The sequence below is a fragment of the Streptomyces cyanogenus genome (genome assembly GCF_017526105.1).
Lineage (GTDB): Bacteria > Actinomycetota > Actinomycetes > Streptomycetales > Streptomycetaceae > Streptomyces > Streptomyces cyanogenus.
Map to the genome: position 1 here is coordinate 3,650,001 of NZ_CP071839.1, position 23,633 is coordinate 3,673,633.

The following is a 23,633-nucleotide window of genomic DNA, read 5'->3' on the forward strand; positions in this document are numbered from 1 at the left end:
TCTCGCGTTTCCCTTTCCGGCGGTTCCGACTTTATCAGAAGTTCTCAGCCGGTCTGACCGGCTGCTCATTTCTGAGTAATCGGAATGCTTCTCGGAGCGTCGTTCACGACGACTGGAAGAAGCGATTAGATTCTATCGGCCGCCCGGCGGATGTGTCCAACTCCGGGCAACTGTTTGAATCTACCTCCCCACTCCCTCCGTGTCAACGGCTCTCGCGGGGCGAAGAGGAGACTAGCAGGTCACCGGGGCCGGGCGCACATCCGGTGGGGTCAGGCAGCCACGGGCACGGAGGCGCTGCGGTCCGCCGCTTCGACGTCACCGGTCTCGCCGGCGCGAACCGCACGACCACCCAGGACGTAGACGTAGGCCAGGAATGCCAGCTCGGCCGCCACTCCTATGCCGATGCGGGCCCAGGTGGGCAGGCCGGAGGGGGTGACGAAACCTTCGATGGCGCCGGAGACGAACAGGACCAGGGCGAGGCCGATCGCCATGCCGACCGCGGCTCGTCCTTCCTCGGCGAGGGCGGCGCGCCGGGTGCGCGGGCCGGGGTCGATGAGGGTCCAGCCGAGGCGCAGGCCGGTGCCGGCGGCGACGAAGACCGCGGTCAGTTCCAGCAGCCCGTGCGGGAGGACCAGGCCGAGGAAGGTGTCGAGGCGGCCGGCCGAGGACATGAGGCCGAAGCCGACTCCGAGGTTGAGCATGTTCTGGAAGAGGATCCAGAGGACGGGCAGTCCGAGGAAGACACCCAGGACCAGGCACATCGCCGCCGCCTGGGCATTGTTCGTCCACACCTGGGCGGCGAAGGCGGCCGCGGGGTGGCTGGAGTAGTAGGTCTCGTACTCTCCGCCGGGGCGGGTCAGCTCGCGCAGCTGGCCGGGCGCCGCGATGGACGACTGCACCTCGGGGTGGGTGCCGATCCACCAGCCCAGGAGGATGGCGACGGCGGTGGAGACGAGTGCCGTGGGGACCCACCAGTGGCGGGTGCGGTAGACGGCGGCGGGGAAGCCCTGGCTCAGGAACCGCGTCACGTCGCGCCATGAGGCGCGACGGGTGCCGGCGACGGCACTGCGCGCGCGTGCCACGAGTTGGCTGAGCCGTCCGGTCAGCTGCGGGTCCGGCGCACTGGACTGGATGAGGGACAGATGGGTGGCGGTGCGCTGGTAGAGGGCGACGAGTTCGTCTGTTTCGGTGCCGGTGAGCCGGCGCCGACGGCGGAGAAGTGCGTCGAGCCGGTCCCATTCGGCTCGGTGTACGGAGACGAAGACGTCCAGGTCCATCGGGTCTGCATGCTCCTCGGCTGGTCGTCCACGACTCGTCGTGGATGCTCGTCGTTGCTGTCAGCTTGTCGTACTGCGGCGCGATGCGCCCACAGCTTGGCAGACTTGCGGTGCAGAGGGCTGACCAGGGAAGGACGTCGGGCGTGAGTGAGCTGGTGACGGGCGAGGCGGTGGCCCTCGAACTGCGGCCCGCGAAGCTGCCGAGCAGGGCGCTGGCCGTGTTGCTCGACCTGGTGGTGGCGATGGTCGCGTACCTGGTCGTGATCATGGTGCTGGTGGCGTCGACGGCTTCGCTGGACGAGGCCGCGCAGGTGGCGCTGTCGATCGCGACGTTTCTGCTGGTGCTGGTCGGCGGGCCCATAGCCGTCGAGACGCTCAGTCACGGGCGTTCGCTGGGGAAGCTGGCGTTCGGGCTCCGGGTGGTGCGGGACGACGGGGGGCCGATCCGGTTCCGGCACGCGCTGGTGCGGGGCGCGATCGGAGTGGTCGAGATCCTGATGACGTTCGGGGTGGTGGCCTGTATCGCCTCGCTGGTCTCGGCGCGGGGGCGGCGGCTCGGGGACGTGTTCGCCGGCACGCTGGTCGTGCGCGAGCGGATACCTGCCGGGCGGACCGGGTTCGTTCCGCCTCCGCCGCCGTGGCTCGCGGGGCGGTTCGCCGGGCTGGATCTGTCGGCGGTGCCGGACGGGCTGTGGCTGGCCGTCCGGCAGTACCTGACCCGGATGCACCAGCTCGATCCGCAGGTGTCGGCGGGGATGGCACAGCGGCTGGCGGCCGAGCTCGCGGGCCGTACGGGGGCTCCGGTGCCGCAGGATCTGCCGCCCGCCGCTTTCCTGGCGGCCGTGGTCCACGAGCGGCAGTCCCGAGAGGCCCGGCAGGCGTTCGGTCACGGCGGTGTGGTGTCCGACGGCTTCCCGCCGCCGGTCGCAGAGGCCGGTGCGCCGGGCTCGTATCCGGCTCGGGCCGCCCACCAGGCCCCGGCGCCGGTCTCGTACCCGTCGCCGCCTCAGACCCCGTACCGGTCTTCGCATGGGTCCGGGTCCCCCCTTCAGGCTCCGGCGTCGTCCCGGCCTCCCACTGCCTCCCAGCCGTCGGCCGGGCACCAGCCCCAGGGTTCCGTCCCGCATTCCGCCCAGGACCGGGCTGCGCAGCCGCAGGCCCCGCTCGCTCCGGCGCCTGTGCCGCAGGGCGACGAGTCGCGGGTCGACCGGCCGGCCACCGGGTTCGCGCCGCCGGCGTAACGCGGCCGGGGTCCGTCGGCGCAGCAGCGGGAGCAGGCGGCGTCAGTCGAATCTGGACGGCGGTGACTCCAGGTCCTCCAGCTCGATCCCGGGCGCGGCCAGGACCACGTCGCCGGCGATGTGGACGGCGTGCTGTTCGCCGGTGTCCAGGGCCGTGACCTGGTATTCGTCCACGGTCAGGGGGCCGTTGTCAGTGGCGTGTGCTTCGCTGTTCACCAGAGCCCAGGACTGGTCCAGGGTCCGGGGGGCGAGGACGGGGTCGGTGAAGGCCACGAGGCGTACGCGGGTCGCGGCGGAGGAGGGGGTGAGGCGCAGGAGCCGGGCAGTGGCGACGAGGAACGCGGGGGACGTGCCGGTGAAGGCGTGGGCGCGCACATTGCCTTCGGTGGCATGGGTGCCGGTGGGGTCGGTGCGGACCCAGGTGACGCCGTCGAGGGCGGCGCCGCGCACCTGCCAGCCGCCCGCGTGGAGTTCGAGGCGGATGGGACGGCCGAGGTCGTCCAGGGCGAGGTCGACCGAGCCGCGCTGGTCACCGGCGGGGCCGGTCAGTCGCGAGACATAGCGCCAGCCGGACGGGCCGGGGGCGCACTGGAAGTGTTCTTCTGCGAGGGGGGTGTGATCGTGCGGATCGTGGAGCGAATAGCGGCCGCGGGGCATGGGGGTCCTGGGTCTCGGGGCTGGTCCGGCCGGAAGCCATAGGTCGGGGGGCCAAAGGGGCAGGCCCCCGGCACGGGGGTGCGGGGGCCTGCCTCGGAGGACCTGCTGCCAGGGGATGCGTCGGTGCACCGGCGCTCCCCCGGCCGGCCGGGCTGTGGGATCGCCGGCTCAGTAGCGGTAGTGGTCCGGCTTGTACGGGCCGTCGACCTCCACGCCGATGTACGCGGCCTGCTCCGGGCGCAGCTTGGTGAGCTTGACGCCGAGCGCGTCCAGGTGGAGGCGGGCGACCTTCTCGTCGAGGTGCTTGGGCAGCACGTAGACGCCGATCGGGTACTCGTCGGGCTTGGTGAACAGCTCGATCTGGGCCAGGGTCTGGTCCGCGAAGGAGTTGGACATCACGAACGACGGGTGGCCGGTGGCGTTGCCCAGGTTCAGCAGGCGGCCCTCGGACAGCACGATGATCTTCTTGCCGTCGGGGAAGGTCCAGGTGTGGACCTGCGGCTTGACCTCGTCCTTGACGATGCCCGGGATCTTCGCGAGACCCGCCATGTCGATCTCGTTGTCGAAGTGGCCGATGTTGCCGACGATCGCCTGGTGCTTCATCTTCGCCATGTCCGACGCGAGGATGATGTCCTTGTTGCCGGTCGTGGTGATGAAGATGTCGGCGGTCTCGACGACCTCGTCCAGGGTGGTGACCTGGTAGCCGTCCATCGCGGCCTGCAGGGCGCAGATCGGGTCGATCTCGGTGACGATGACCCGGGCGCCCTGGCCGCGCAGGGACTCGGCGCAGCCCTTGCCCACGTCGCCGTAGCCGCAGACGACGGCGGTCTTGCCGCCGATCAGGACGTCGGTGGCGCGGTTGATGCCGTCGACCAGGGAGTGGCGGCAGCCGTACTTGTTGTCGAACTTCGACTTGGTGACGGCGTCGTTGACGTTGATCGCCGGGAAGAGGAGGGAGCCGTCGCGCTGCATCTCGTACAGGCGGTGGACACCGGTGGTGGTCTCCTCGGTGACGCCCCGGATCTCGGAGGCCAGCTGGGTCCACTTCTGGGGGTTCTCGTCCAGGGTGCGGTGCAGCAGCTGGAGGATGACGCGGTGCTCGTCGGACTCGGCGGTCTCCAGGGCGGGGACCTTGCCGGCCTTCTCGTACTCGACGCCCTTGTGGACGAGGAGGGTGGCGTCGCCACCGTCGTCCAGGATCATGTTGGGGCCGCCGGTGGGGGTGTCCGGCCAGGTCAGCGCCTGCTCGGTGCACCACCAGTACTCCTCCAGGGTCTCGCCCTTCCAGGCGAAGACCGGGACGCCCTGCGGGTTGTCGGGCGTGCCGTTCGGGCCGACGGCGATGGCGGCGGCCGCGTGGTCCTGGGTGGAGAAGATGTTGCAGGAGGCCCAGCGGACCTGCGCGCCGAGGGCGACCAGGGTCTCGATGAGCACGGCGGTCTGCACGGTCATGTGCAGCGAGCCGGTGATGCGGGCGCCGGCGAGGGGCTGGGCCTCGGCGTACTCCTTGCGGATCGCCATGAGGCCGGGCATCTCGTGCTCGGCGAGGGTGATCTCCTTGCGGCCGAACTCGGCCAGCGAGAGGTCGGCGACCTTGAAGTCCTGTCGGTTCTCGACAGTCGTCATTGCGAGCTGCTCCTCGGGGTTGGGTCGAGGTGGGTACGGCTGGTCTGCGCGGCGGCGGACACAGGGGTGCCCGAGAAGAGGACACAGGCATGCCCACGTACGCGCAGCGCAGTCCGTCGGAGGCCCTCTCTCCCTCGGTCGGTCCGCTCGGGACCGCCCGACCGCCATCAGCAGCGACGTCTGGCTCCGTCCCAAGCTACACCGGACGGCCCGGTCGGCCCCAGCCCGCCTGGGCATTCGCGGGGCCGCATGCGGGGCGGGCCGCGGGGTGGGCGCGGGCGCTGGTGGTTGTGCGGAAACCGTGGAGCCGGTGCCGCCAGAGCGGCATGAACAGGGACTTTTACGTCTTTGGGCCGGAGGTGGGGTGGTGCAGGATGCAGGGGACCGGGAGTTCCGGTTGCGCTCGCGGGGTGGCGAGGACGACACCCCGTGCGACGACGGCGTGAGGAGATCGACGTGACCAATCCGGCCGGGCCGCCCGCCACGGGTGGCCTCGATGACGGGCGGCAGCCGCTGCGGCTGCTGGCGGTGACCGCCTGCCCGACCGGCATCGCGCACACCTACATGGCGGCGGAGAAGCTCGCCCAGGCCGCTGCCGGCCGGGGCATCGAGATGAAGGTGGAGACGCAAGGGTCCATCGGGGCCGAGAACGTCCTCGATGACAACGATGTCAGACACGCGGACGGTGTGATCGTCGCCGCCGACAAGGACGTCGACCTGAGCCGTTTCGTGGGGAAGCGGGTGCTCACGGTCGGGGTCGCCGAGGGCATCCACCACCCCGAGCAGCTGATAGAGCGGGTGCGGTCGGCGCCTGTGCACCGGGCGGTCGGGGCCGGCGACGGCCGCCTGCCGTCCGCCCCGGGCGGGAGCAGCGAGCGGGGAGCGGTGTACAAGGCGCTGATGAACGGCGTGTCGTACATGATCCCGTTCGTCGTGGCCGGCGGCCTGCTGATCGCGGTCTCGCTGGCGCTCGGCGGCCATGCCACGGCCAAGGGCTACGTGATCCCGGAGGGCACCTTCTGGGCGCACGTCAACGCGGTCGGCGGGATCGGCTTCCAGCTGATGATCCCGGTCCTGTCCGGCTACATCGCCTACGCCATCGCCGACCGGCCCGCGCTGGTGCCGGGCATGATCGGCGGCTGGATCGCCAACACGGGGGCGCTGTACGACTCCGAGGCCGGCGCGGGCTTCATCGGAGCCATCGTGACGGGGTTCCTCGCCGGGTACCTGGTGCTGTGGATCAAGAAGGTCCGGGTGCCGAGGTTCGTGCAGCCGATCATGCCGATCATCGTGATCCCGATCGTGGCGACGACGGCACTCGGACTGTTCTTCATCTACGTCATCGGCAAGCCGATCTCGTGGGTGTTCGAACATCTGACGAGCTGGCTCGGCGGGATGACCGGCACCAGCGCGGTGCTGCTCGGCGCGATCCTGGGCCTGATGATCGCGTTCGACATGGGCGGCCCGGTGAACAAGACGGCGTTCCTGTTCGGCGCGGGGCTCATCGCGAGCGGCAACCAGACGGTGATGGGCATGTGCGCGGCGGCGATCCCGGTGATGCCGCTCGGCCAGGGCGTGGCCACGCTGATCCGCCGGCGGCTGTACACCGAGCAGGAGCGGGAGACGGGTCTGGCGGCCCTGTTCATGGGGTGCTTCGGTATCTCGGAGGGTGCGATCCCGTTCGCTGCGGCGCGGCCCGCGCAGGTCATCCCGGCGAACATGCTCGGCGGCGCGGTGGCCGGCGCGGTCGCGGGGCTGGCCGGGGTGAAGGACGCGGTGCCGCACGGCGGGCCGATCGTGGCGGTGCTGGGCGCGGTGAGCGGGGTGCCGATGTTCTTCGTGGCCGTGGCGATCGGCACGGTGGTGACGGCGCTGACGACGGTGGCCCTGGTCGACGTGAGCGGGCGCCGGGGGCGTACGGAGGCCGTCGGCGAGGGTGGTGCCGGGGCTGTCGTACCGGGACAGGCGGGGCGGGAGCTGTCGCCGGTCGGGGCCGCTGCCGTCGAGGTGGCAGCTGGTCCGGTTGCGCGCGGTACGGCGACGGGGGCCGCTGCGCGGACCGCCGGGGACGCGGTGCCCGAGGTGCTGTCCGGGTATCTGACCGAGCGGACCGTGCGGGTGGCGCTCGGGGCGGTGGAGAAGGAGCCCGCGATCCGGGAGATGGCGGAGCTGCTGGCGCGCAGTGGCCGGGTCGCCGATGTGGCCGAGCTGGTGGCGACCGCGCTGCGGCGCGAGGAGCAGGGGAGCACCGGCCTCGGCGAGGAGATCGCGATACCGCACGCCAAGACGGACGCGGTGACGGCACCGGTCGTCGGCTTCGCGCGGTCGTCGGAGGGCGTGGAGTGGGGTTCGCTGGACGGTACGAGGGCCCGGCTGATCTTCATGATCGCCGTACCGGAGGCTGCCGCGGGCGACGAGCATCTGCGGATCCTCGCGCTTCTGTCCCGCAAGCTGATGGACACCGGGTTCCGGGAGCGGCTGCTGGCGGCGCCGGACGAGCGGGCGGTGCTGGAGGTGCTGGCCGAGGTGGGGTGAGCCGACAGGGCTGACGGGGCAGTTGGGGCGGCGGGTTCCGCGTACGGGCCTCCGCCCCGGCCCGCGCGGGAGCCGGCGAGCGGCCCGGGGCGAGGGCGGGGTTCCGCCTGGACTCCCGCGGAATCCGGCGGGCCCGGACCGTCGTCCCGCAACAGGCCTCCCGAGCCCGCCCCGGACGGGAAGGCCGCTCAGGGCGAGGGCCCGGGTCCGACAGGCCCCCCGCGGAGAGCGGAAGGCGCCGACCGGTGCCGTCGGCGCCCTGGCCGACGCAGCCGGTCCAGGGCGGACGCCCGTCCTGCGAGAGCGATGCCGGTCGGAGGTTGGCGCCGGTCTCGCAGGACGGTACCGGTCAGTGCCCGGCGGAGTGCGGGGTCGGGCCGCCCGGGGTCGCCTCCGGGTCGGGGCCCTTGGCGGCCTCGGCCTCGCTGTAGATGTCCGGCTCCAGGTAGATGACGCGGGCGATCGGGACGGCGGCGCGGATGCGGGCCTCGGCGGCGTTGATGGCGCTCGCGACCTCGGCGGCCGTGTCGTCGTGCCGCACGGCGATCTTGGCGGCGACCAGCAGCTCCTCGGGGCCGAGGTGCAGCGTGCGCATGTGGATGATGCCGGTGACCGTGTCGCCGTCGACGATCGCGGCCTCGATCTTCCTGACGTCCTCGAGGCCGGCCGCCTCACCCAGCAGCAGCGACTTGGTCTCGGCGGCCAGGACCAGGGCGATCAGGACGAGCAGGACACCGATGCAGACGGTGCCGATGCCGTCCCAGGTGCCGTCGCCGGTGAGCAGGGCCAGGCCGACACCGCCGAGGGCGAGCACCAGACCGATGAGCGCGCCGAAGTCCTCCAGGAGGACGACGGGCAGCTCGGGCGCCTTGGCGCGGCGGATGAACTGGGACCAGGAGAGCTTGCCCCGCAGTTCGTTGGACTCCTTGATGGCCGTGCGGAAGGAGAAGCCCTCGGCGATGATCGCGAAGACGAGGACGCCGACCGGCCAGTACCAGTGCTCCAGTTCGTGCGGGTGGCGGATCTTCTCGTAGCCCTCGTAGATGGCGAACATGCCGCCGATGGAGAAGAGCACGATCGAGACGAGGAAGGCGTAGATGTACCGCTCGCGGCCGTAGCCGAAGGGGTGCTGCGGGGTTGCCTCGCGTTGCGCCTTCTTGCCGCCGACGAGCAGCAGGAACTGGTTGCCGGAGTCGGCGAGCGAGTGGACGCCCTCGGCGAGCATCGAGGAGGAGCCGCTGAACGCGAACGCCACGAACTTCGATGCCGCGATCGCGAGATTGGCGCCGAGTGCCGCCACGATCGCCCTGGTACCGCCTGACGCGCTCATGTGTCCGCGTTGTCCCTTCGCCTCTGTCGCCTCATGGCTCCGTCCAGGCGTGTGCCCGGTTTTGCCCAGCCTTTGCCGGTGGGTCATTCTTGCAGCCCGGCCGGGCAGCGGAGCGTCAGGTATCCACAACCCCGGTCATACGATCCGACGGTCGCCCACAGGCCTGGTCATACGATCACGGTGGCGCGGAAGACCGTGCCCGCGCCGGAGATCTCCGCCCGCTCGCCGGCCGGGACGAAGACCGACTGACCGGGGCGCAGTTCGTGTTCGCCCGCGCGGACGGTGCCTGCCGTGCAGAGCAGGATCTGCGGGGTGTCCCGGGTGAGGTCGTGGGCGGTGCCGCCCTCGGGGAGGACGTACCGCGAGAGCCGGAACTCGTCGGTCGGCGTCTCGTAGACCTCCTCGCCCTCCGGTGAGGCCTCGGGACGCAGCACGCCCGGGTCGGCCGGCTCGAAGCGGACGATCCGCAGGAGTTCGGGGACGTCGACGTGCTTCGGGGTCAGGCCGCAGCGCAGGACGTTGTCGGAGTTGGCCATGATCTCGACGCCGAGGCCGCTCAGGTAGGCGTGCGGGATGCCGGCACCGAGGAACAGGGCCTCGCCGGGCTGGAGGCGGACGTGGTTGAGCAGCATGGCCGCGATCACGCCGGGGTCGCCCGGGTAGTGGTGGGCGATGTCGGCGTAGGGGGCGTAGGCGCCACCGAGGCGGGTGCAGGCGGCGGTGGCCTCGGCGACCGTGTGCGCCATCTCCTCCGGGTCGGCGCTCAGGATCGCGGTGAGCACCTCGCGCAGGGCCGCGTCCTCGGGGTGGGCGTGCAGCAGGTCGACGTACGGCTTGAGGGAGTCGACGCCGAGCCCGTCGAGCAGGTCGGCGGCCCGGACCGGGTCGCGGAAGCCGCACAGGCCCTCGAACTCGGTGAGCGCGCAGATCAGTTCGGGCTTGTGGTTGGCGTCCTTGTAGTTGCGGTGCGGGGCGTCGACCGGGATGCCGCGCCGCTCCTCGTCGGCGTAGCCCTCCGTGGCCTGCTTCAGGTCGGGGTGCACCTGGAGGGACAGGGGCGCTCCGGCGGCGAGGATCTTGAGCAGGAACGGCAGGTGCGGCCCGAACCTGGCGACCGCGCGGGCGCCGAGTTCCCGCTCCGGGTCGGCTTCGATGACCTCGACGAGCGTCCCGCGCGGGGTGCGCGAGGGGGCACCGGGGTGCGCGCCCATCCACATCTCCGCCTGGGGTTCGCCGGTCGGCTCGACGCCGAGGAGGTGCGGGATGGCGGTGGGGGAACCCCAGGCGTAGGGGCGGATGGTGTTGTCGAGGCGGTCCATGTGTCTTCTCTGTCTCCGTACGTGCGCTGCTCAGCCGGCGCTGTCGCGTCTTGTCGCGCCGCCGGCGGGACTCCCCGGGCCGCCGGGGCACGTGTCGTGCCGTCGGCGGGCGCGGGCGGTCGGCCAGGAGTCAGATCAGGCCCCCGAAGCGAGCGCCAGGTAAACGGCGGCGAAATCCGTGACGGCGATCAGTTCCGCGAGGGTCTCCAGTTCGCCGCCCTCCTCCGGTTCGAGTTCGCTGATCGGCGTGTCGTGGCTGAGGGCCACGTCACGGGCGGCGGGGGCGGCGGTGAGGCCGCCGATCGGGCGGTCGCGGAGCAGCACCACGCGCGCGTGCAGCGCGGGCGGCTCTTCCACGCGGTCGCGGAAGAAGTCGTCGGGGTCGGCGCTGGCGGCGAGCGGGCCGGCCAGCAGGGCGCTGTGCGCGGCGAGCGCTTCGGGAAGTTCGGCGACCAGGGCGGGGCGGCCGGCGAGTTCGGCGAGGGCGGAGGCGAACCGGCGGCCGGCCGGACCGGCCGAGTCGCCCTCGGTCCACACCAGGGGCAGGGCGTCGGCCAGTTCGGCGGCGAGGGTCTTGGCGGGGTTGCTGTAGGTCGCGATGGCGGGGCCGCAGCGCTCGGCGATGTGGTCCAGGCGGTCGGCGACCTTCTCCAGGGCGTCCCCCGGAGCGGTGATCAGGCCGATCCGGTCCAGCAGCGCCAGCAGCGGGGTCAGCAGCGCCCAGAAGACGCCCGGGGAGGACGCGGCGAGCGGTTCCTCCTGGTCGTACGGTGCCGTCGCCATCGGTACGAACAGGCCGTGCGCGCCGGCGACGGCCTCGGCGAGCGGGGTGTGCGGCGGGGCCACGGCGACGACCGAGCAGCCGCGGCGGTAGGCCTGGTCGGCGAGGAGGGAGAGGCTCGGTTCCGTGCCGTCCGGGGTGGCGATCAGCAGCAGGTCCACGGAACCGGCCCAGCCCGGGAGCTCCCAGCGCAGGGCGCCCGCGGCCGGGGCGACGCCGATGGGGGCCAGCCGGACGACGGGACTGCCCACCCCGGCCAGCGTGCCGATGAGGTCGGCGGTGTGGGTGGCGGCGGCGCCGGGGCCCGCGATGAGGACCGCGCGGGGGCGGCCGTCCGGCTTGAGGTCGCCGATGCCGGCCTCGGCGGCGTGCCGGGCGGCGGTGCGGACACGGGCGCCCGCCTCCGCCGCGCCGCGCAGCAGACCGCGGCGGTCGGCCTCGGCGAGGCCTTCCGGGGTGTCGAGCAGCGATTCGTCCAGCATGGGCGGCAGCCTCCGATCGCCGGGGATCTGGGGGTCCTACGAGGTGCGGGGCCTCGTCACTCGGGGCGGCGGGCCTCGTCGACCAGCAGGACGGGGATGCCGTCGCGGACCGGGTAGGCGAGGTCGCAGCCCTGTCCCGTGCAGATCAACTCGGTGTCCTGCTCCTTCAGGGGGGCGTGGCAGGCCGGGCAGGCGAGGATCTCCAGGAGGCCGGCTTCGAGCGCCATGGGAAGTCCCTTCGGGGGGCGGGTGTGTGTCATGTGGATAGGCCCGGTCAGCGTACCGCTGATGGGCAGGACGCTCAGCCCCTGATGATCGCCAGTGCCTCGTCGCGGATCTTCGTCATCGTGGCCTCGTCCCTGGCCTCGGCGTTCAGGCGGAGGAGCGGCTCGGTGTTGGACGGACGGACGTTGAACCACCAGTCGGTCCCGGCGACCGTGAGGCCGTCGAGGTCGTCCAGGGTGACGTCGGCGCGGCCCTCGTACGCGGTGCGGATCGCGGCGAGGCGGGCGGCCTGGTCGGCGACGGTGGAGTTGATCTCGCCGGAGCCGGTGTAGCGGTCGTACTGGGCGACCAGGGCGGACAGCGGGACCTCCTGGCCGCCGAGGGCCGCGAGGACGTGCAGGGCGGCCAGCATGCCCGTGTCGGCGTTCCAGAAGTCCTTGAAGTAGTAGTGGGCCGAGTGCTCGCCGCCGAAGATGGCGCCGGTGCGGGCCATCTCGGCCTTGATGAAGGAGTGGCCGACCCGGGTGCGGACCGGCGTGCCGCCGTTCTCCCGGACGACCTCCGGAACCGTGCGGGACGTGATCAGGTTGTGGATGACCGTGCCCGTGCCGCCGTTGCGGGCCAGTTCGCGGGCGGCGACCAGGGCGGTGATCGCGGACGGGGAGACCGGGTCGCCGTTCTCGTCCACGACGAAGCAGCGGTCGGCGTCGCCGTCGAAGGCGATGCCGAGGTCGGCGCCCTCCGCCGGGACCCGCTTCTGCAGGTCCACGAGGTTGGCCGGGTCGAGCGGGTTGGCCTCGTGGTTGGGGAAGGTGCCGTCCAGTTCGAAGTACATCGGGACGAGGGTCAGGGGCAGACCGGCGAAGACCGAGGGGACCGTGTGGCCGCCCATGCCGTTGCCGGCGTCGACCACGACCTTCAGGGGGCGGATGGAGGTGAGGTCGACCAGTGAGCGCAGGTGCGCCGCGTAATCCTCCAACGTCTCGCGCGAGGAGAGGGTTCCCGGCCGCTCCACGGGTTCCGGGGCGCCCTGCGCCAGCCAGCGCTCGGCCAGCTCGCGGATCTGCGTGAGACCCGTGTCCTGGCCGACGGGGGCGGCGCCCGCGCGGCACAGCTTGATGCCGTTGTACTGGGCCGGGTTGTGGGAGGCCGTGAACATCGCGCCCGGCAGGTTCAGCGCGCCGGAGGCGTAGTACAGCTGGTCCGTGGAGCACAGGCCGATCTCGGTGACGTCCACGCCGCGGTCCGCCGCGCCGCGCGCGAAGGCGCGGGAGAGACCGGGGGACGAGGGCCGCATGTCGTGGCCGACGACGATGGCCGCCGCTCCGGTCACCTCCGCGAAGGCGGCGCCGAAGAGTCCGGCCAGTGCCTCGTCCCACTGGTCCGGGACCACTCCGCGTACGTCGTACGCCTTCACGATCTGCGACAGATCAGCAGTCACGGCCAACCCTCCTGAAGTCCTATGGGTGCCCACAAACTACCCGCCGGGAGTAAGGGAGCGGTGCGCGGACACCGGGTGGCCCCTCGGCGACCTCTCGGGGGACCCTCTGCGGACCCCCCTCGGTAACGCCCGGACGGGCCGGACCGTCACGCCGACGGCGGGGTGGCGCGGGATGGCGCTCGGCCGGGGCGCTCAGTCGTCCTCGGCCGGGGCGCTCAGTTGTCCGGGGAGCGCAGCACCCTCAGGTGGCCGCGGCGGGCGACCTCCATCGGGTCCGCGGCGCGGGTACCGCCGCCGCCCGCCTCGGCCGCGCGCTCCTGGGGGCGGGCCGCCTCGCGCACGGCGTTGGCAAGCGCTTCCAGATCGTCTCCGCTGGGCCGCGCGGGCGCGGAGGCGTCCAGGAGTCGTACGACCTCCCAGCCGCGCGGGGCGGTGAGGCGCTCGGAGTGCTCGGCGCACAGGTCGTAGCAGTGGGGTTCGGCGTAGGTGGCGAGCGGGCCGAGGACCGCGGTCGAGTCGGCGTAGACGTACGTCAGCGTCGCGACGGCGGGTCGGCCGCAGGCGGTGCGCGAACAGCGACGTACAGGGCTCACGACGTTGGACGGTACCGCACTCTTGAGCGGGCCGCGACGACTCTCCACCAGGTCACTCCACCGTGTCGTGCTGTGAGACGCCCCACATACCCCTTCATACAGGGCCTGTTGACCTGCGCGGACGGATTTCCGGCGAGCGCCGGGCGAGGCAGCATCCGGTCATGAGTCGGTACAAACACAGTCAATTGGCTTGAGTTCGGCAGTCTCGGAGAGTTACGGAAACGAGCCAGAGCTTGGCTGGAATGTTCACACTGCGACAGAGGGGGCTGTGGGCCGGTTGCCGCGTGGAGCCGGACGGGCGGAGGGTGCGGGGACTACGCTTCACCAGTGATGGACAACCGTGTACCGCCCCGTGCCGCCGGCCCCGGGCCCCGTCGCCGTGACCGCCACGGGCGGGGCATGCGGGGGCCGATCGCCCCGCCCCAGGTGCCGCTGGCGGCGAGCCGTGCCGAGGTGTTCGCGGACCTGGTGCAGGACTCCGTGGAGCGCCTGGAGCGGCGGTGGCCGCAGCTGGCCGACATCGACTTCCTGGTGCTGGAGGTGCCCCGGCTGGAGGGGCGGGGCGACCAGGTGACGTGGGCGGACGATGCCGTGCCGCTCGGCGGGATCATCCCTGCGCGGGACGGGCGGCGGGCCCGGGTGGTCGTGTACCGGCGGCCGGTGGAGATCCGGACCAAGGGACGGGACGAGCGGGCCGCGTTGGTGCACGAGGTGGTCGTGGAGCAGGTGGCGGAGCTGCTCGGGCTGACACCGGAGACGGTGGATCCCCGGTACGGGGAGGACTAGGCGCGCCTCTTCCTGGCACCCCGTCCTCTCCGGCGTCCTCTGCTTTCCGGGGTCCTCCGCCTTCCGGCGCCCCTGTGCCTCCCGGGCGCCCTGTGCTTCCGGGCGACCGCGCGTTCCTACCTCTGCAGGACCGACAGGTCCTCCTTCGTCTGCGGTACCGCGACCGTTCCGTGGTCGTTCGGGAGGGTCTGGATGGTGAAGGCGGGGATGCCTCCCTCGCTGGCGGCGAGGGTGCGGGAGGCGTAGACCGGGCCGCCGGAGACGGGTTCGACCGTCAGGGCGTACGTGCCCTTCAGGCCGGCCGGGGCCGGGACGTCGACGTCCTGCGTGGTGCCGGACCTGATGGTGAAGGTCTTGGTCGCCGGGGTGCCGCCCTCGCTGCCGGCGGAGGCGGTGACCTTGACCGTGGCCGTGCCGCTCGGGGCGGTCAGGGCGAGGGTCGTGCCCTTGGCGCTGTTGTCGGCGGAGGTCGCGCGCGCGCCGACGGCGGCGGTGGCCGGGATGAACGCGGTTTCCCGCTTGTCGCCCTTGCCCCGGACGACCTGGAGGGCCGCCACGACCGGGACCGTCTGGCCGGTGGGGGTGAGGACCAGGGAGCCGGGCTCGCCGCGCGTGACGTCGCCGAGGTCGACCGCCGTCGTCATGCCGGACTTCACGTGCACGGTCTCGTTCCCGGCCGGGGTGATCAGGCCGTCGGGCGAGGCCAGGCGGATCTTCAGGTCGGCGTCGTCGTCGCCCGGGGTGAAGGCGATCAGGCGGACGTCGGTGGCGTCCTTCGGGATGCCGGGCAGGACCTGGCTGCCGGCCGGGTCGGTGGCGGCGGCCAGCCAGTCGCCGCCCGCCTTGTCGTCCAGGGCCTGCACGGCCGCGCCGACCCGGCCGCTGCGCACGCTGACGTGCACGGTCACGTCGGCCTGCCGCTCGTCGGTGAGGGTGGAGAGCAGGATCGGCTCGCTCGCATGCGGCTTGACCGTGAGGTTCTCGCCCAGCGGGGACTTGATCGCGCCGCCCTTGCCGTACAGCTCGATGTCGACCACGGCGGCGGAGTCGTCGGGGTTGGTCAGATGGACGTAGTCGGTGCGGCCGGTGGCCGTGGCGGCGCCGGGGAACCAGAACTCGGTGTCCGCTCCGGTGCAGTTGACCCCCTGAAGGCCCCGGCCGGTGCCGGCGGCGACCTCGGTGGTCTCCTGGACGGTCCAGCCGGGCGCGAACCGGCCGTCCGCGGTGCCGATCAGCGCGGGTGTCTCGGCGCCGGAGGTCTCGCCGGTGACCGGCGTGCCCGGTGCCTTCGGGGTGAGCACCGGCTCCTCGGCCTTCTTCCCCGCTGCCTTGCCGCCCTTGCCGTTCCTGCCGCCCTTGCCGCCTTCCGCGCCGTCCGCCGACTGCCCGCCGGCGGCCTGGAGTTGGGCCTTGCCGCCGCTCGCGGCCCCCTTGGTGACGGGCGTGAACGACGTGTACGCCGTGTCGGCGATGTCCGACATGCTCGGCGCCGGGCACAGCAGACCGGTGCGCTCCACGGGCAGTTGGGCGGCTGCCTCCGGGGCGGCGGCGCCGGACGCCGACGGCGAGTCGAACGCGGCGAACGCGGTGACGGCGGCCAGCGCGGTCGTACCGGCGATCAGGGACAGGGTGGTGCGGTTCACTGCTGGCTCCCGTCGGGGCGCTGGCTGCCGGTGCCGTGGGGGTGCTGGGCCGGGTCGTAGCCCTGCTGGGCGGGGTCGTACGCCGGGTCGTAGCCCTGCTGCTGGTAGGCGGCCGGGTCGTACGTCATCTGGTCGGCGGTGCCGTTGTACGCGTACGGGTCGTAGGGGGCCGTCTGGTAGGGGTCGGGCTGCTGGTACGGCTGCTGGTCGTAGCCCGTCCCGGTCTGGTACGGGTCCGTGCCGCCGTAACCGGCGTATCCGGAGTTCCCGTAGGCGGCCGGGTCGCTCCCCCAGTCCCGGCCCTGCCCGGCCGGGGCGACCTCCTCGTCGTACGACTGCTGCTGTGGTACGGCCGGTGCGGCGGCCGGGGGCTGCTCGGGCTGCGGGGGTGTGCCGGGGTGGTCCTCGGCGGAGGCTTCCTCGGCCTGGGCGCGCAGGCGGCGGGCGCGGCGGCCCTCGCCCGTGGTGGCCTGGGCGGGCAGGGGCTGCTCCTCGGGCAGGTCGTCGTCGACGTCGCGGCGGCGGCCGGGCAGCGCGAGGACGACCAGGACGACGGCGAGCGCGCCCTGCGCCCAGAGCCAGGCGGTGTGGGCGATCGGGGCGTCGTAGGTGACGTCCAGCCTGCCTCCGGCGGAGGGCAACCGGAAGCCCTGGGCCCAGCCGTCGACCGTGGTGCGGGTGAGCGGCTTGCCGTCGAGGGTGGCCGTCCAGCCGTCGGCGGCGCTGTCGGCGAGGCGCAGGACGCGGCTGCCGGAGCCGGCGGGGATCGTCGTGTGGATCTCGACCGGTCCCGCGGTGACGGGCTGGGCCTTGCCCGGGCCGGCGGCGGGCACGATGGCCGCGCGGGCGACGTCCTGGCCGACGCGCCACAGGGCGTTGCCGTTCTGCTGGCTGAGCCGGGACAGGCCGGGGGTGGCGTCGAGGATCCGGGTGATGTCGCGGGGGGCGCCCTTGTGGACGAGGACGTAGCGCACGGCGAAGCCGCCGAGTTCGTCGGCCTGGTCGGCTCCGGAGCCGGCGACGAGGTTGGCGACGATCTTGTCCAGGCGGGCGTTCGCGCCGTCGGCGGCGGCGAGTTCGGCGTCGCCCATGCGCGCGCCGGAGCCGCGGACCAGGGTGTAGCGCACGCGCGCGGTGGAGTCGCTGTCGAGGACCAGGGTGCGGGCCTGGTCGCCGCCGGAGGAGTCCTCGGCGACGAACGCGGGAACCTGGGCGGGGTCGCGGCGCTCCAGGGGGCCGTCGGCGCCGCCGATCATCCAGCCGGCGGCGACGAGCAGCGGGCCGGCGGCCGAGGCGAAGGCGATCAGTGCGGCGACTGGCTGGCGCCAGCCGAAGCTCTGCTCGGCCACGCGCGCGCGTGCCCCGTCGGCGCCGAGGGCCGCGGCGGCCAGCAGGGCGATGCCGTAGACGAGGGTGGCCGGTCCGGCCCAGGCGGACTTGTTGGACAGGACCGCGAAGACCAGGCCGACCAGGGCGGCGGCCCACGCGGTACGGATGCCGAGCTGCCGCTCGGAGCGCAGCAGGGCGGCGAGCGCGGCGAGCACGATGCCGATGAGCATCAGGCCGTCCACGGTGCCGGGGCCGCCGGGGGCGGCGCCGAGCAGGTCGAGCGCGGAGGCGGCCGAGGGGCCGTACTCCAGGCCGGCCTCCCGGAAGAAGCCGGCCGGCAGCAGGGTCAGCGACCAGGGGGCCAGTACCAGCAGCGGGGTGCCGAGCTGGGCGAGGAAGCGCAGGCCGTGGGCGACGAGGTCGCCGCGGCGCAGCACCAGCACGCCGAAACCGAGGATCAGCGCGATGGGCCAGACGATCGGGGTGAAGGCGGTGGTGATGGTCAGCAGCAGCGCGTACGCCCAGGTGGCCCGCCAGCTGCCGCGCGCGCCGGTGCGGTTGGCCAGGCCGCTCGCGGCGATGCCCGCGCGCGCGACGAGCGGCAGCAGCACGGCGAGGACGGCGGTGCCGATGCGGCCGCCGGCCAGGGCGCCGGTGGTGGCGGGCAGGAAGGCGTAGGCGATGGCCGCCCACGCGCGCAGCAGCCGGGAGGAGACCAAGGGCCGGGAGGCGAAGTAGGCGGTGCATCCGGCGAGCGGCACCGAGCAGACCAGCAGGACGGTGACGGCGAGTCCGGTGGAGCCGAAGAGGATCGAGGCGAGGGCCGCGACGATCGCCAGGTAGGGCGGCGCGGACGGGGTGCCGCCGGCGCCCACCGGGTGCCAGGCGTCCAGGTAGCGGGACCACAGGTCGCCGGCGCCGGCCGGGGCGGGCAGCAGGGCGCCGCCGGCGAGGGCACCGCCACCGAGGAGAGCGCGGCAGGCGACGAAGGAGATGAGCAGCAGCGCGAGGAAGAGCGCCGGGCCGGGTTTGCGGGCGATGCGCTTGAGCCGGGCGAACTGCTCGACCTCCAGGAACTCGGCGTCGTCGCCGCCGGGCCCGGATTCCACGGCGCCGCCGTGCCGGCCGGCCGAGGAGGTGTCGGTGTCGGTGCCGCTGGTGAAGCTGCCCGCGATCTGTTCCACAGTGGCCCGGACGGTGGCGCCGGGCGGCGGGAACAGCGGGCGCAGTTCGCCCTTGTCGATCCGGGCGGGGCCGCGGCGGCGCCGGGCGGCGAGGATCCGCTCGGGCCGCAGCAGCGTGCTGAGCAGGCCGCGGATCTCGTCGACGGCCTGGCCGGGGACCTTGCCGACGAGGTAGGCGAGGGTGCGCAGGACGGTGCCGACGACGAGCCGCAGCAGCACCCAGGGCAGCGCGGCCGCACGGGTGTTGACGAGCAGGGTGTAGACGGCGCCGGCCTTGTCGACCTTGTGCGGGGAGGCGGCGGTGCGGCCGGCGCAGTCGACCGTGCGGCGCTCGCGGGAGGCGGCCTCGGCGTGCCGGACGACCGCGTCGGGGGCGATCAGGACGCGGTGGCCGGCGGTGTGGGCGCGCCAGCACAGGTCGACGTCGTCACGCATGAGGGGCAGCCGGCGGTCGAAGCCGCCGAGCTGTTCGAAGACGTCCCGGCGGATGAGCATGCCGGCGGTGGACACGGACAGCACGGTGCGGACGTGGTCGTGCTGGCCCTGGTCCTGCTCGCGCCGGTCCAGGCCGGTCCAGCGGCGGCCGGAGTTGGCGATGGAGACGCCGACCTCCAGCAGCTGGCGGCGGTCGTACCAGCCGCGCAGCTTGGGGCCGACGACCGCGACGTCGTCGCGGCCGAGTTCGAGTTCGTTGTCGACGACCCGCAGCAGCTGGGCGAGGGCGTCGGGTTCCGGGGCGCAGTCGTCGTGCAGCAGCCACAGCCAGTGGACGGGCTCGCCGTGCGGCAGTTCGGGCAGGTCGTAGGCGTCGTCGCGCCAGCTGCGCGTGACGGGGTCCCAGCCGCTGGGGCGCTTGAGGTACGGCAGGTCCTCGGGGGTGAGGAGGGGTGCGGTGCGGGTCGCCTCCTCCACGGCCTGGCCGAAGCCGGTGCGGCGGGCGAGGTGCAGCACCCGGGCGTCGCCGAGGGCGTCGGTGAGCAGCTGGGCGGAGTCGTCCGCGCTGCCGGTGTCGGCGGCCACCGCGTACTGGACGGGGCGCTCCTGGCCGAGCAGCCCGGCGAGCGCGTCGGGCAGCCAGCGGGCGCCGTCGTGGGAGACGAGGACCGCGGTCACCACATGACGCGGGAACTCTGGCGGGCGGGTCGGGTCAAACCCAGCGGTGGCGGCGCCGGTGCGGGCGGCCGTATGGCTGTGCACGGACATCGAGGTACGGGCCCCGGTTCGATGGACTGCGGTGGACGCCCGCGTCTTCTCGGGGACGAGGGGACAGCGGGGCGTCTCGGACGAGCGACCACACTATCGGCTGGCCATGACGACGGCCCGCCGCCTGTGGACAACCCACGGGCGACGGGCCGTTCGTGACGTTTGCGGTCGTACGTACCGTCACACGGCGGCCTTCTTCAGGCGGCGGCGTTCGCGCTCGGACAGGCCGCCCCAGATGCCGAAACGCTCGTCGTTGGCGAGGGCGTACTCGAGGCACTCGGAGCGGACCTCACAGGCGAGGCAGACCTTCTTGGCCTCTCTGGTGGAGCCGCCCTTCTCGGGAAAGAAGGACTCGGGGTCGGTCTGGGCGCACAGCGCGCGCTCCTGCCAGCCGAGTTCCTCGTCCGCGTCGTCGACCAGCAGTTGCTGCACCAGCTCGGTCATGTGCGCCCCTCGTCTGTCTTTCGCGTCCCCGTGCGTAGCCGTTACCGATTTCGGCTGAACGACACGAGTGAAATTACAAGTGTGCTGCTCCGGGCGAGTCAAGCCGAGATCTGCTATTGAGCCCGTTATTCACTCTGCGGAACCAAGGCCGTGCGGAAAGTGTTCAAATCGGCATAAACCTCGGCACGCAGCGGGGCCCGCGGGGGCGGCCGTACCTCCGTACAGAACTCTGTACGGAGAAGGACGTCTCCGTGTTCGATCGCGTTCCGCGAGGCTCGAGCGCTCGGATGTGCCCCATGTGTCCCCACCTCCCGGTGAGCAAACCTTTCACCGCGCAGATGAACCGGATGAGGTGAAACATGTCCCACATACCGGGCGCGGAGTTGACAGTGCGGGTGTGAACCGGTGTCCTAGTGGGCATGCTCGCGAACTTGGCACCCACCTCGACCCGCACCGCCGGGTCCCTCGGTGCCGCCCGCGCGCGCTGTAGCTGTTGTTGCTGTCCCAGCTGTTGAGCCGAGCCCGCTCCGGCTGTCCCCGAGTCCATCCCGGCTCGGTCGCGTCTCCCGCTCAGTGATCCCTCATCCAGGGCACCCCGCCCGCCCGTGACCCGGGCGGACCGAACGCGTCACCCAGCATCAGCCCCCACTCTTTCACCGAGGACCAGCGCACCCCGATGAACAGCGACAACGACCTCCAGATCGCCGGCGACATCCTCGAGGTCCCGCACCTGCTCCAGCCGCCGCGCGAGCACCCTGCCACCGTCGCCGAGTTCGTGGGCCTCGCCCGCTCGATCGCCGACGACCGCGCCCAGTGGGCCCACCTCGTCCGGTACGACGCCACCACCCGCTGGTACCACCGGCTGCGCACCGGCCCCGGCTACGAGGTGTGGCTGCTGTCCTGGGTGCCCGGGCAGGGCAGCGGGCTGCACGACCACGGGCGCTCGTCCGGCGTGCTCACGGTCCTGGACGGCACCCTCACCGAGCGCACCGAGCGCGGCACGCGCGCGCTGGCTGCGGGCACCCAGCGGGTGTTCGCGCCGGGGTACGTGCACGAGGTCGTCAACGACGCGCTGGAACCGGCGGTCAGCCTGCACGTGTACCACCCCGGCCTGACCGAGATGCCGATGCACACCTCCCCGCACTGCGAGGCGCGGACCACGCCGGGTGCCGTGACTGCCTGACGCATTGTCGGACCCGCCTGCAAGACTTGCCCCCATGCGCATTGTGGTTCTGGCAGGCGGCATCGGCGGTGCCCGTTTCCTGCGCGGTCTGAAGCGGGCCGTGCCGGACGCGGACATCACGGTCATCGGCAACACCGGCGACGACATCCACCTCTTCGGTCTGAAGGTCTGCCCGGACCTGGACACGGTGATGTACACGCTCGGCGGCGGCATCAACGAGGAGCAGGGCTGGGGGCGGTCCGACGAGACCTTCCACCTCAAGGAGGAACTGGCGGCCTACGGCGTCGGCCCGGAGTGGTTCGGGCTGGGCGACCGGGACTTCGCCACGCACATCGTGCGGACGCAGATGCTGGGCGCCGGCTATCCGCTGAGCGCGGTCACCGAGGCGCTGTGCGACCGCTGGAAGCCGGGCGTGCGGCTCATCCCGATGACCGACGACCGCGTCGAGACGCACGTGGCCGTCGAGCTGGAGGGTGAGCGCAAGGCGATCCACTTCCAGGAGTACTGGGTGAAGCTGCGGGCCTCGGTCCCGGCCGAGGCGGTCGTCCCGGTCGGCGCCGAGCAGGCCAAGCCGGCCCCGGGCGTGCTGGAGGCCATCGCGGAGGCGGACGTCATCCTCTTCCCGCCGTCCAACCCGGTCGTGTCCATCGGCACCATCCTCGCCGTGCCCGGCATCCGGGAGGCCATCGCCGAGGCGGGCGTGCCGGTGATCGGCCTCTCCCCGATCGTCGGGGACGCGCCGGTGCGCGGCATGGCCGACAAGGTGCTCGCCGCGGTCGGCGTGGAGTCCACGGCCGCCGCGGTCGCCGAGCACTACGGCTCGGGGCTGCTCGACGGCTGGCTGGTCGACACCGTCGACGCGGACGCCGTCGAGCGGATCGAGGCGGACGGCATCCGCTGCCGGGCCGTACCGCTGATGATGACCGACGTGGACGCGACCGCGCAGATGGTGCGGGAGGCGCTGGCGCTGGCCGAGGAGGTGCGGGGGGCGTGAGCGCAACGGCGTCCGCCGGGCCGGCCGAGCAGCCCGGGTACCGGGTCTGGGCCCTGTCCGGCATCCCCGAGGTGCGGCCGGGCGACGACGTCGCCAAGCTGATCGCCGCCGCCGAGCCGGGCCTGGCCGACGGGGACGTGCTGATCGTCACCTCCAAGATCGTCTCCAAGGCGGAGGGGCGGGTCGTGCAGGCCGCCGACCGGGAGGCCGCGATCGACGCCGAGACGGTCCGGGTCGTGGCCCGGCGCGGTCCGCTGCGCATCGTGGAGACCCGGCAGGGCCTGGTCATGGCAGCGGCGGGCGTCGACGCGTCCAACACCCCTGCCGGGACCGTGCTGTTGCTGCCCGAGGACCCGGACGCGTCCGCGCGCGCGATCCGGGCCGGGCTGCGCGACTCCCTCGGCGTCGACGTCGGCGTCGTCGTCACCGACACCTTCGGGCGGCCCTGGCGCGCGGGGCTCACCGACGTGGCGATCGGCGCAGCCGGGGTGCGCGTGCTGGACGATCTGCGCGGCGGCACGGACGCCCACGGCAACCCGCTGAGCGCGACCGTCGTCGCCACCGCGGACGAGCTGGCCGCCGCCGGTGACCTGGTCAAGGGCAAGACGGCGGGGCGGCCGGTGGCCGTGGTCCGCGGACTGCCCCACGTCCTGGCCGGTGAGGACGGCGAGGACGGCGGTGCCGACGAGGGCGCGCGGGCGCTGGTGCGCACCGCGCGGGACGACATGTTCCGGCTCGGCACCTCCGAGGCGGTGCGGGAGGCCGTCACCCAGCGCCGTACCGTGCGGGCCTTCACCGACGAGCCCGTGGACCCCGGCGCGGTCCGCCGCGCGGTGGCCGCGGCGGTCACCGCGCCCGCCCCGCACCACACCACGCCCTGGCGGTTCGTGCTGCTGGAGTCGCGGGAGTCGCGGGTACGGCTGCTGGACGCGATGCGGGACGCCTGGATCGCCGACCTGCGCCGGGACGGCAAGAGCGAGGAGTCCGTCGCCAAGCGGATCCGGCGCGGTGACGTGCTGCGCAACGCGCCGTACCTGATCGTGCCGTGCCTCGTGATGGACGGCTCGCACACCTACGGGGACGCCCGGCGGGACGGTGCCGAGCGCGAGATGTTCGTGGTCGCCATGGGCGCGGGCGTGCAGAACCTGCTGGTCGCGCTGGCCGGGGAGCAGCTGGGCTCGGCCTGGGTGTCGTCCACGATGTTCTGCCGGGACGTGGTGCGCGAGGTGCTGGAGCTGCCGGCGGACTGGGATCCGATGGGCGCGGTGGCGGTCGGCCGTCCGGCGGAGGAGCCCAGACCGCGGCCGGAGCGGGACGCGGGGGCGTTCGTGACGGTGCGCTGAGCGCCTAGTCTCGTAGG

18 protein-coding genes are annotated in these 23,633 nt (G+C 73.0%); 6 read left to right on the forward strand and 12 right to left on the reverse strand.

Annotated features, from left to right (window positions below):
* Positions 1-269: 269 nt before the first annotated feature.
* The gene (locus tag S1361_RS16285; RefSeq protein ID WP_208032564.1) at positions 270-1,277 is read right to left on the reverse strand and encodes a stage II sporulation protein M; all 1,008 of its coding nucleotides are present in this window, start codon (positions 1,275-1,277) and stop codon (positions 270-272) included.
* Between the two features lie 143 nt (positions 1,278-1,420).
* On the opposite strand from S1361_RS16285, the gene S1361_RS16290 reads away from it, so the two are divergent.
* A complete protein-coding gene (locus S1361_RS16290) occupies positions 1,421-2,518 on the forward strand; it encodes an RDD family protein (protein ID WP_208032565.1) in 1,098 nt (365 codons plus the stop codon).
* A 42-nt stretch (positions 2,519-2,560) separates the two neighbouring features.
* Here the strand turns inward: S1361_RS16290 and S1361_RS16295 are convergent, their stop codons facing one another.
* Positions 2,561-3,175, reverse strand: a complete 615-nt coding sequence (locus tag S1361_RS16295) for a hypothetical protein (RefSeq protein WP_208032566.1) — start codon at positions 3,173-3,175, stop codon at positions 2,561-2,563.
* Between the two features lie 168 nt (positions 3,176-3,343).
* Complete coding sequence (gene ahcY, locus S1361_RS16300) at positions 3,344-4,801, reverse strand: adenosylhomocysteinase (protein ID WP_208032567.1); 1,458 nt, start codon at positions 4,799-4,801, stop codon at positions 3,344-3,346.
* Positions 4,802-5,257: 456 nt separating this feature from the next.
* On the opposite strand from ahcY, the gene S1361_RS16305 reads away from it, so the two are divergent.
* Positions 5,258-7,336 (forward strand): fructose-specific PTS transporter subunit EIIC, encoded by a 2,079-nt coding sequence (locus tag S1361_RS16305; protein ID WP_279577655.1) that lies wholly within the window; start codon positions 5,258-5,260, stop codon positions 7,334-7,336.
* Positions 7,337-7,685: 349 nt separating this feature from the next.
* Here S1361_RS16305 and S1361_RS16310 read toward each other — a convergent pair whose 3' ends face one another.
* The 6 genes from S1361_RS16310 to S1361_RS16335 all read right to left on the reverse strand — a co-directional run bounded on the left by S1361_RS16310 (position 7,686) and on the right by S1361_RS16335 (position 13,555).
* Complete coding sequence (locus tag S1361_RS16310) at positions 7,686-8,666, reverse strand: cation diffusion facilitator family transporter (protein WP_208032568.1); 981 nt, start codon at positions 8,664-8,666, stop codon at positions 7,686-7,688.
* Positions 8,667-8,833: 167 nt separating this feature from the next.
* A complete protein-coding gene (gene manA / locus S1361_RS16315; protein WP_208032569.1) occupies positions 8,834-9,985 on the reverse strand; it encodes a mannose-6-phosphate isomerase, class I in 1,152 nt (383 codons plus the stop codon).
* 135 nt (positions 9,986-10,120) lie between these two features.
* A complete protein-coding gene (locus S1361_RS16320; protein WP_208032570.1) occupies positions 10,121-11,248 on the reverse strand; it encodes an SIS domain-containing protein in 1,128 nt (375 codons plus the stop codon).
* Between the two features lie 56 nt (positions 11,249-11,304).
* Complete coding sequence (locus S1361_RS16325) at positions 11,305-11,475, reverse strand: Trm112 family protein (protein WP_208032571.1); 171 nt, start codon at positions 11,473-11,475, stop codon at positions 11,305-11,307.
* Positions 11,476-11,549: 74 nt separating this feature from the next.
* The gene (locus tag S1361_RS16330) at positions 11,550-12,914 is read right to left on the reverse strand and encodes a phosphomannomutase/phosphoglucomutase (protein WP_208032572.1); all 1,365 of its coding nucleotides are present in this window, start codon (positions 12,912-12,914) and stop codon (positions 11,550-11,552) included.
* Positions 12,915-13,129: 215 nt separating this feature from the next.
* Positions 13,130-13,555: a DUF3499 domain-containing protein gene (locus S1361_RS16335; RefSeq protein ID WP_208032573.1), complete on the reverse strand. Its 426-nt coding sequence runs from the start codon at positions 13,553-13,555 to the stop codon at positions 13,130-13,132.
* Between the two features lie 351 nt (positions 13,556-13,906).
* Here S1361_RS16335 and S1361_RS16340 point away from each other — a divergent pair, with 351 nt between their 5' ends.
* Positions 13,907-14,293, forward strand: a complete 387-nt coding sequence (locus S1361_RS16340) for a metallopeptidase family protein (protein WP_208032574.1) — start codon at positions 13,907-13,909, stop codon at positions 14,291-14,293.
* 116 nt (positions 14,294-14,409) lie between these two features.
* Here S1361_RS16340 and S1361_RS16345 read toward each other — a convergent pair whose 3' ends face one another.
* The 3 genes from S1361_RS16345 to S1361_RS16355 form a co-directional block, all read right to left on the reverse strand.
* Positions 14,410-15,936 carry a DUF5719 family protein gene (locus S1361_RS16345; protein WP_208032575.1) on the reverse strand — a complete coding sequence of 509 codons (1,527 nt, stop codon included), beginning with the start codon at positions 15,934-15,936 and terminating at the stop codon, positions 14,410-14,412.
* A complete protein-coding gene (locus S1361_RS16350) occupies positions 15,933-19,652 on the reverse strand; it encodes a glycosyltransferase (protein WP_243769187.1) in 3,720 nt (1,239 codons plus the stop codon). Before S1361_RS16350 ends, S1361_RS16345 begins: the two co-directional genes overlap by 4 nt.
* Before the next feature lie 180 nt (positions 19,653-19,832).
* Positions 19,833-20,096, reverse strand: coding sequence for a WhiB family transcriptional regulator (locus tag S1361_RS16355; RefSeq protein WP_003975777.1), 264 nt, complete (start codon positions 20,094-20,096; stop codon positions 19,833-19,835).
* 676 nt (positions 20,097-20,772) lie between these two features.
* Here S1361_RS16355 and S1361_RS16360 point away from each other — a divergent pair.
* From S1361_RS16360 to S1361_RS16370, 3 genes are read left to right on the forward strand one after another with little or no spacing between them, the layout of a single operon-like run.
* Positions 20,773-21,279 carry a cysteine dioxygenase gene (locus S1361_RS16360; protein ID WP_208032576.1) on the forward strand — a complete coding sequence of 169 codons (507 nt, stop codon included), beginning with the start codon at positions 20,773-20,775 and terminating at the stop codon, positions 21,277-21,279.
* Positions 21,280-21,313: 34 nt separating this feature from the next.
* Complete coding sequence (gene cofD / locus S1361_RS16365) at positions 21,314-22,273, forward strand: 2-phospho-L-lactate transferase (RefSeq protein ID WP_208032577.1); 960 nt, start codon at positions 21,314-21,316, stop codon at positions 22,271-22,273.
* On the forward strand, positions 22,270-23,616 hold the full coding sequence (locus S1361_RS16370; protein ID WP_208032578.1) for a coenzyme F420-0:L-glutamate ligase: 1,347 nt from the start codon (positions 22,270-22,272) through the stop codon (positions 23,614-23,616). The genes cofD and S1361_RS16370 overlap by 4 nt, the downstream gene beginning before the upstream one ends.
* Positions 23,617-23,633: the final 17 nt, after the last annotated feature.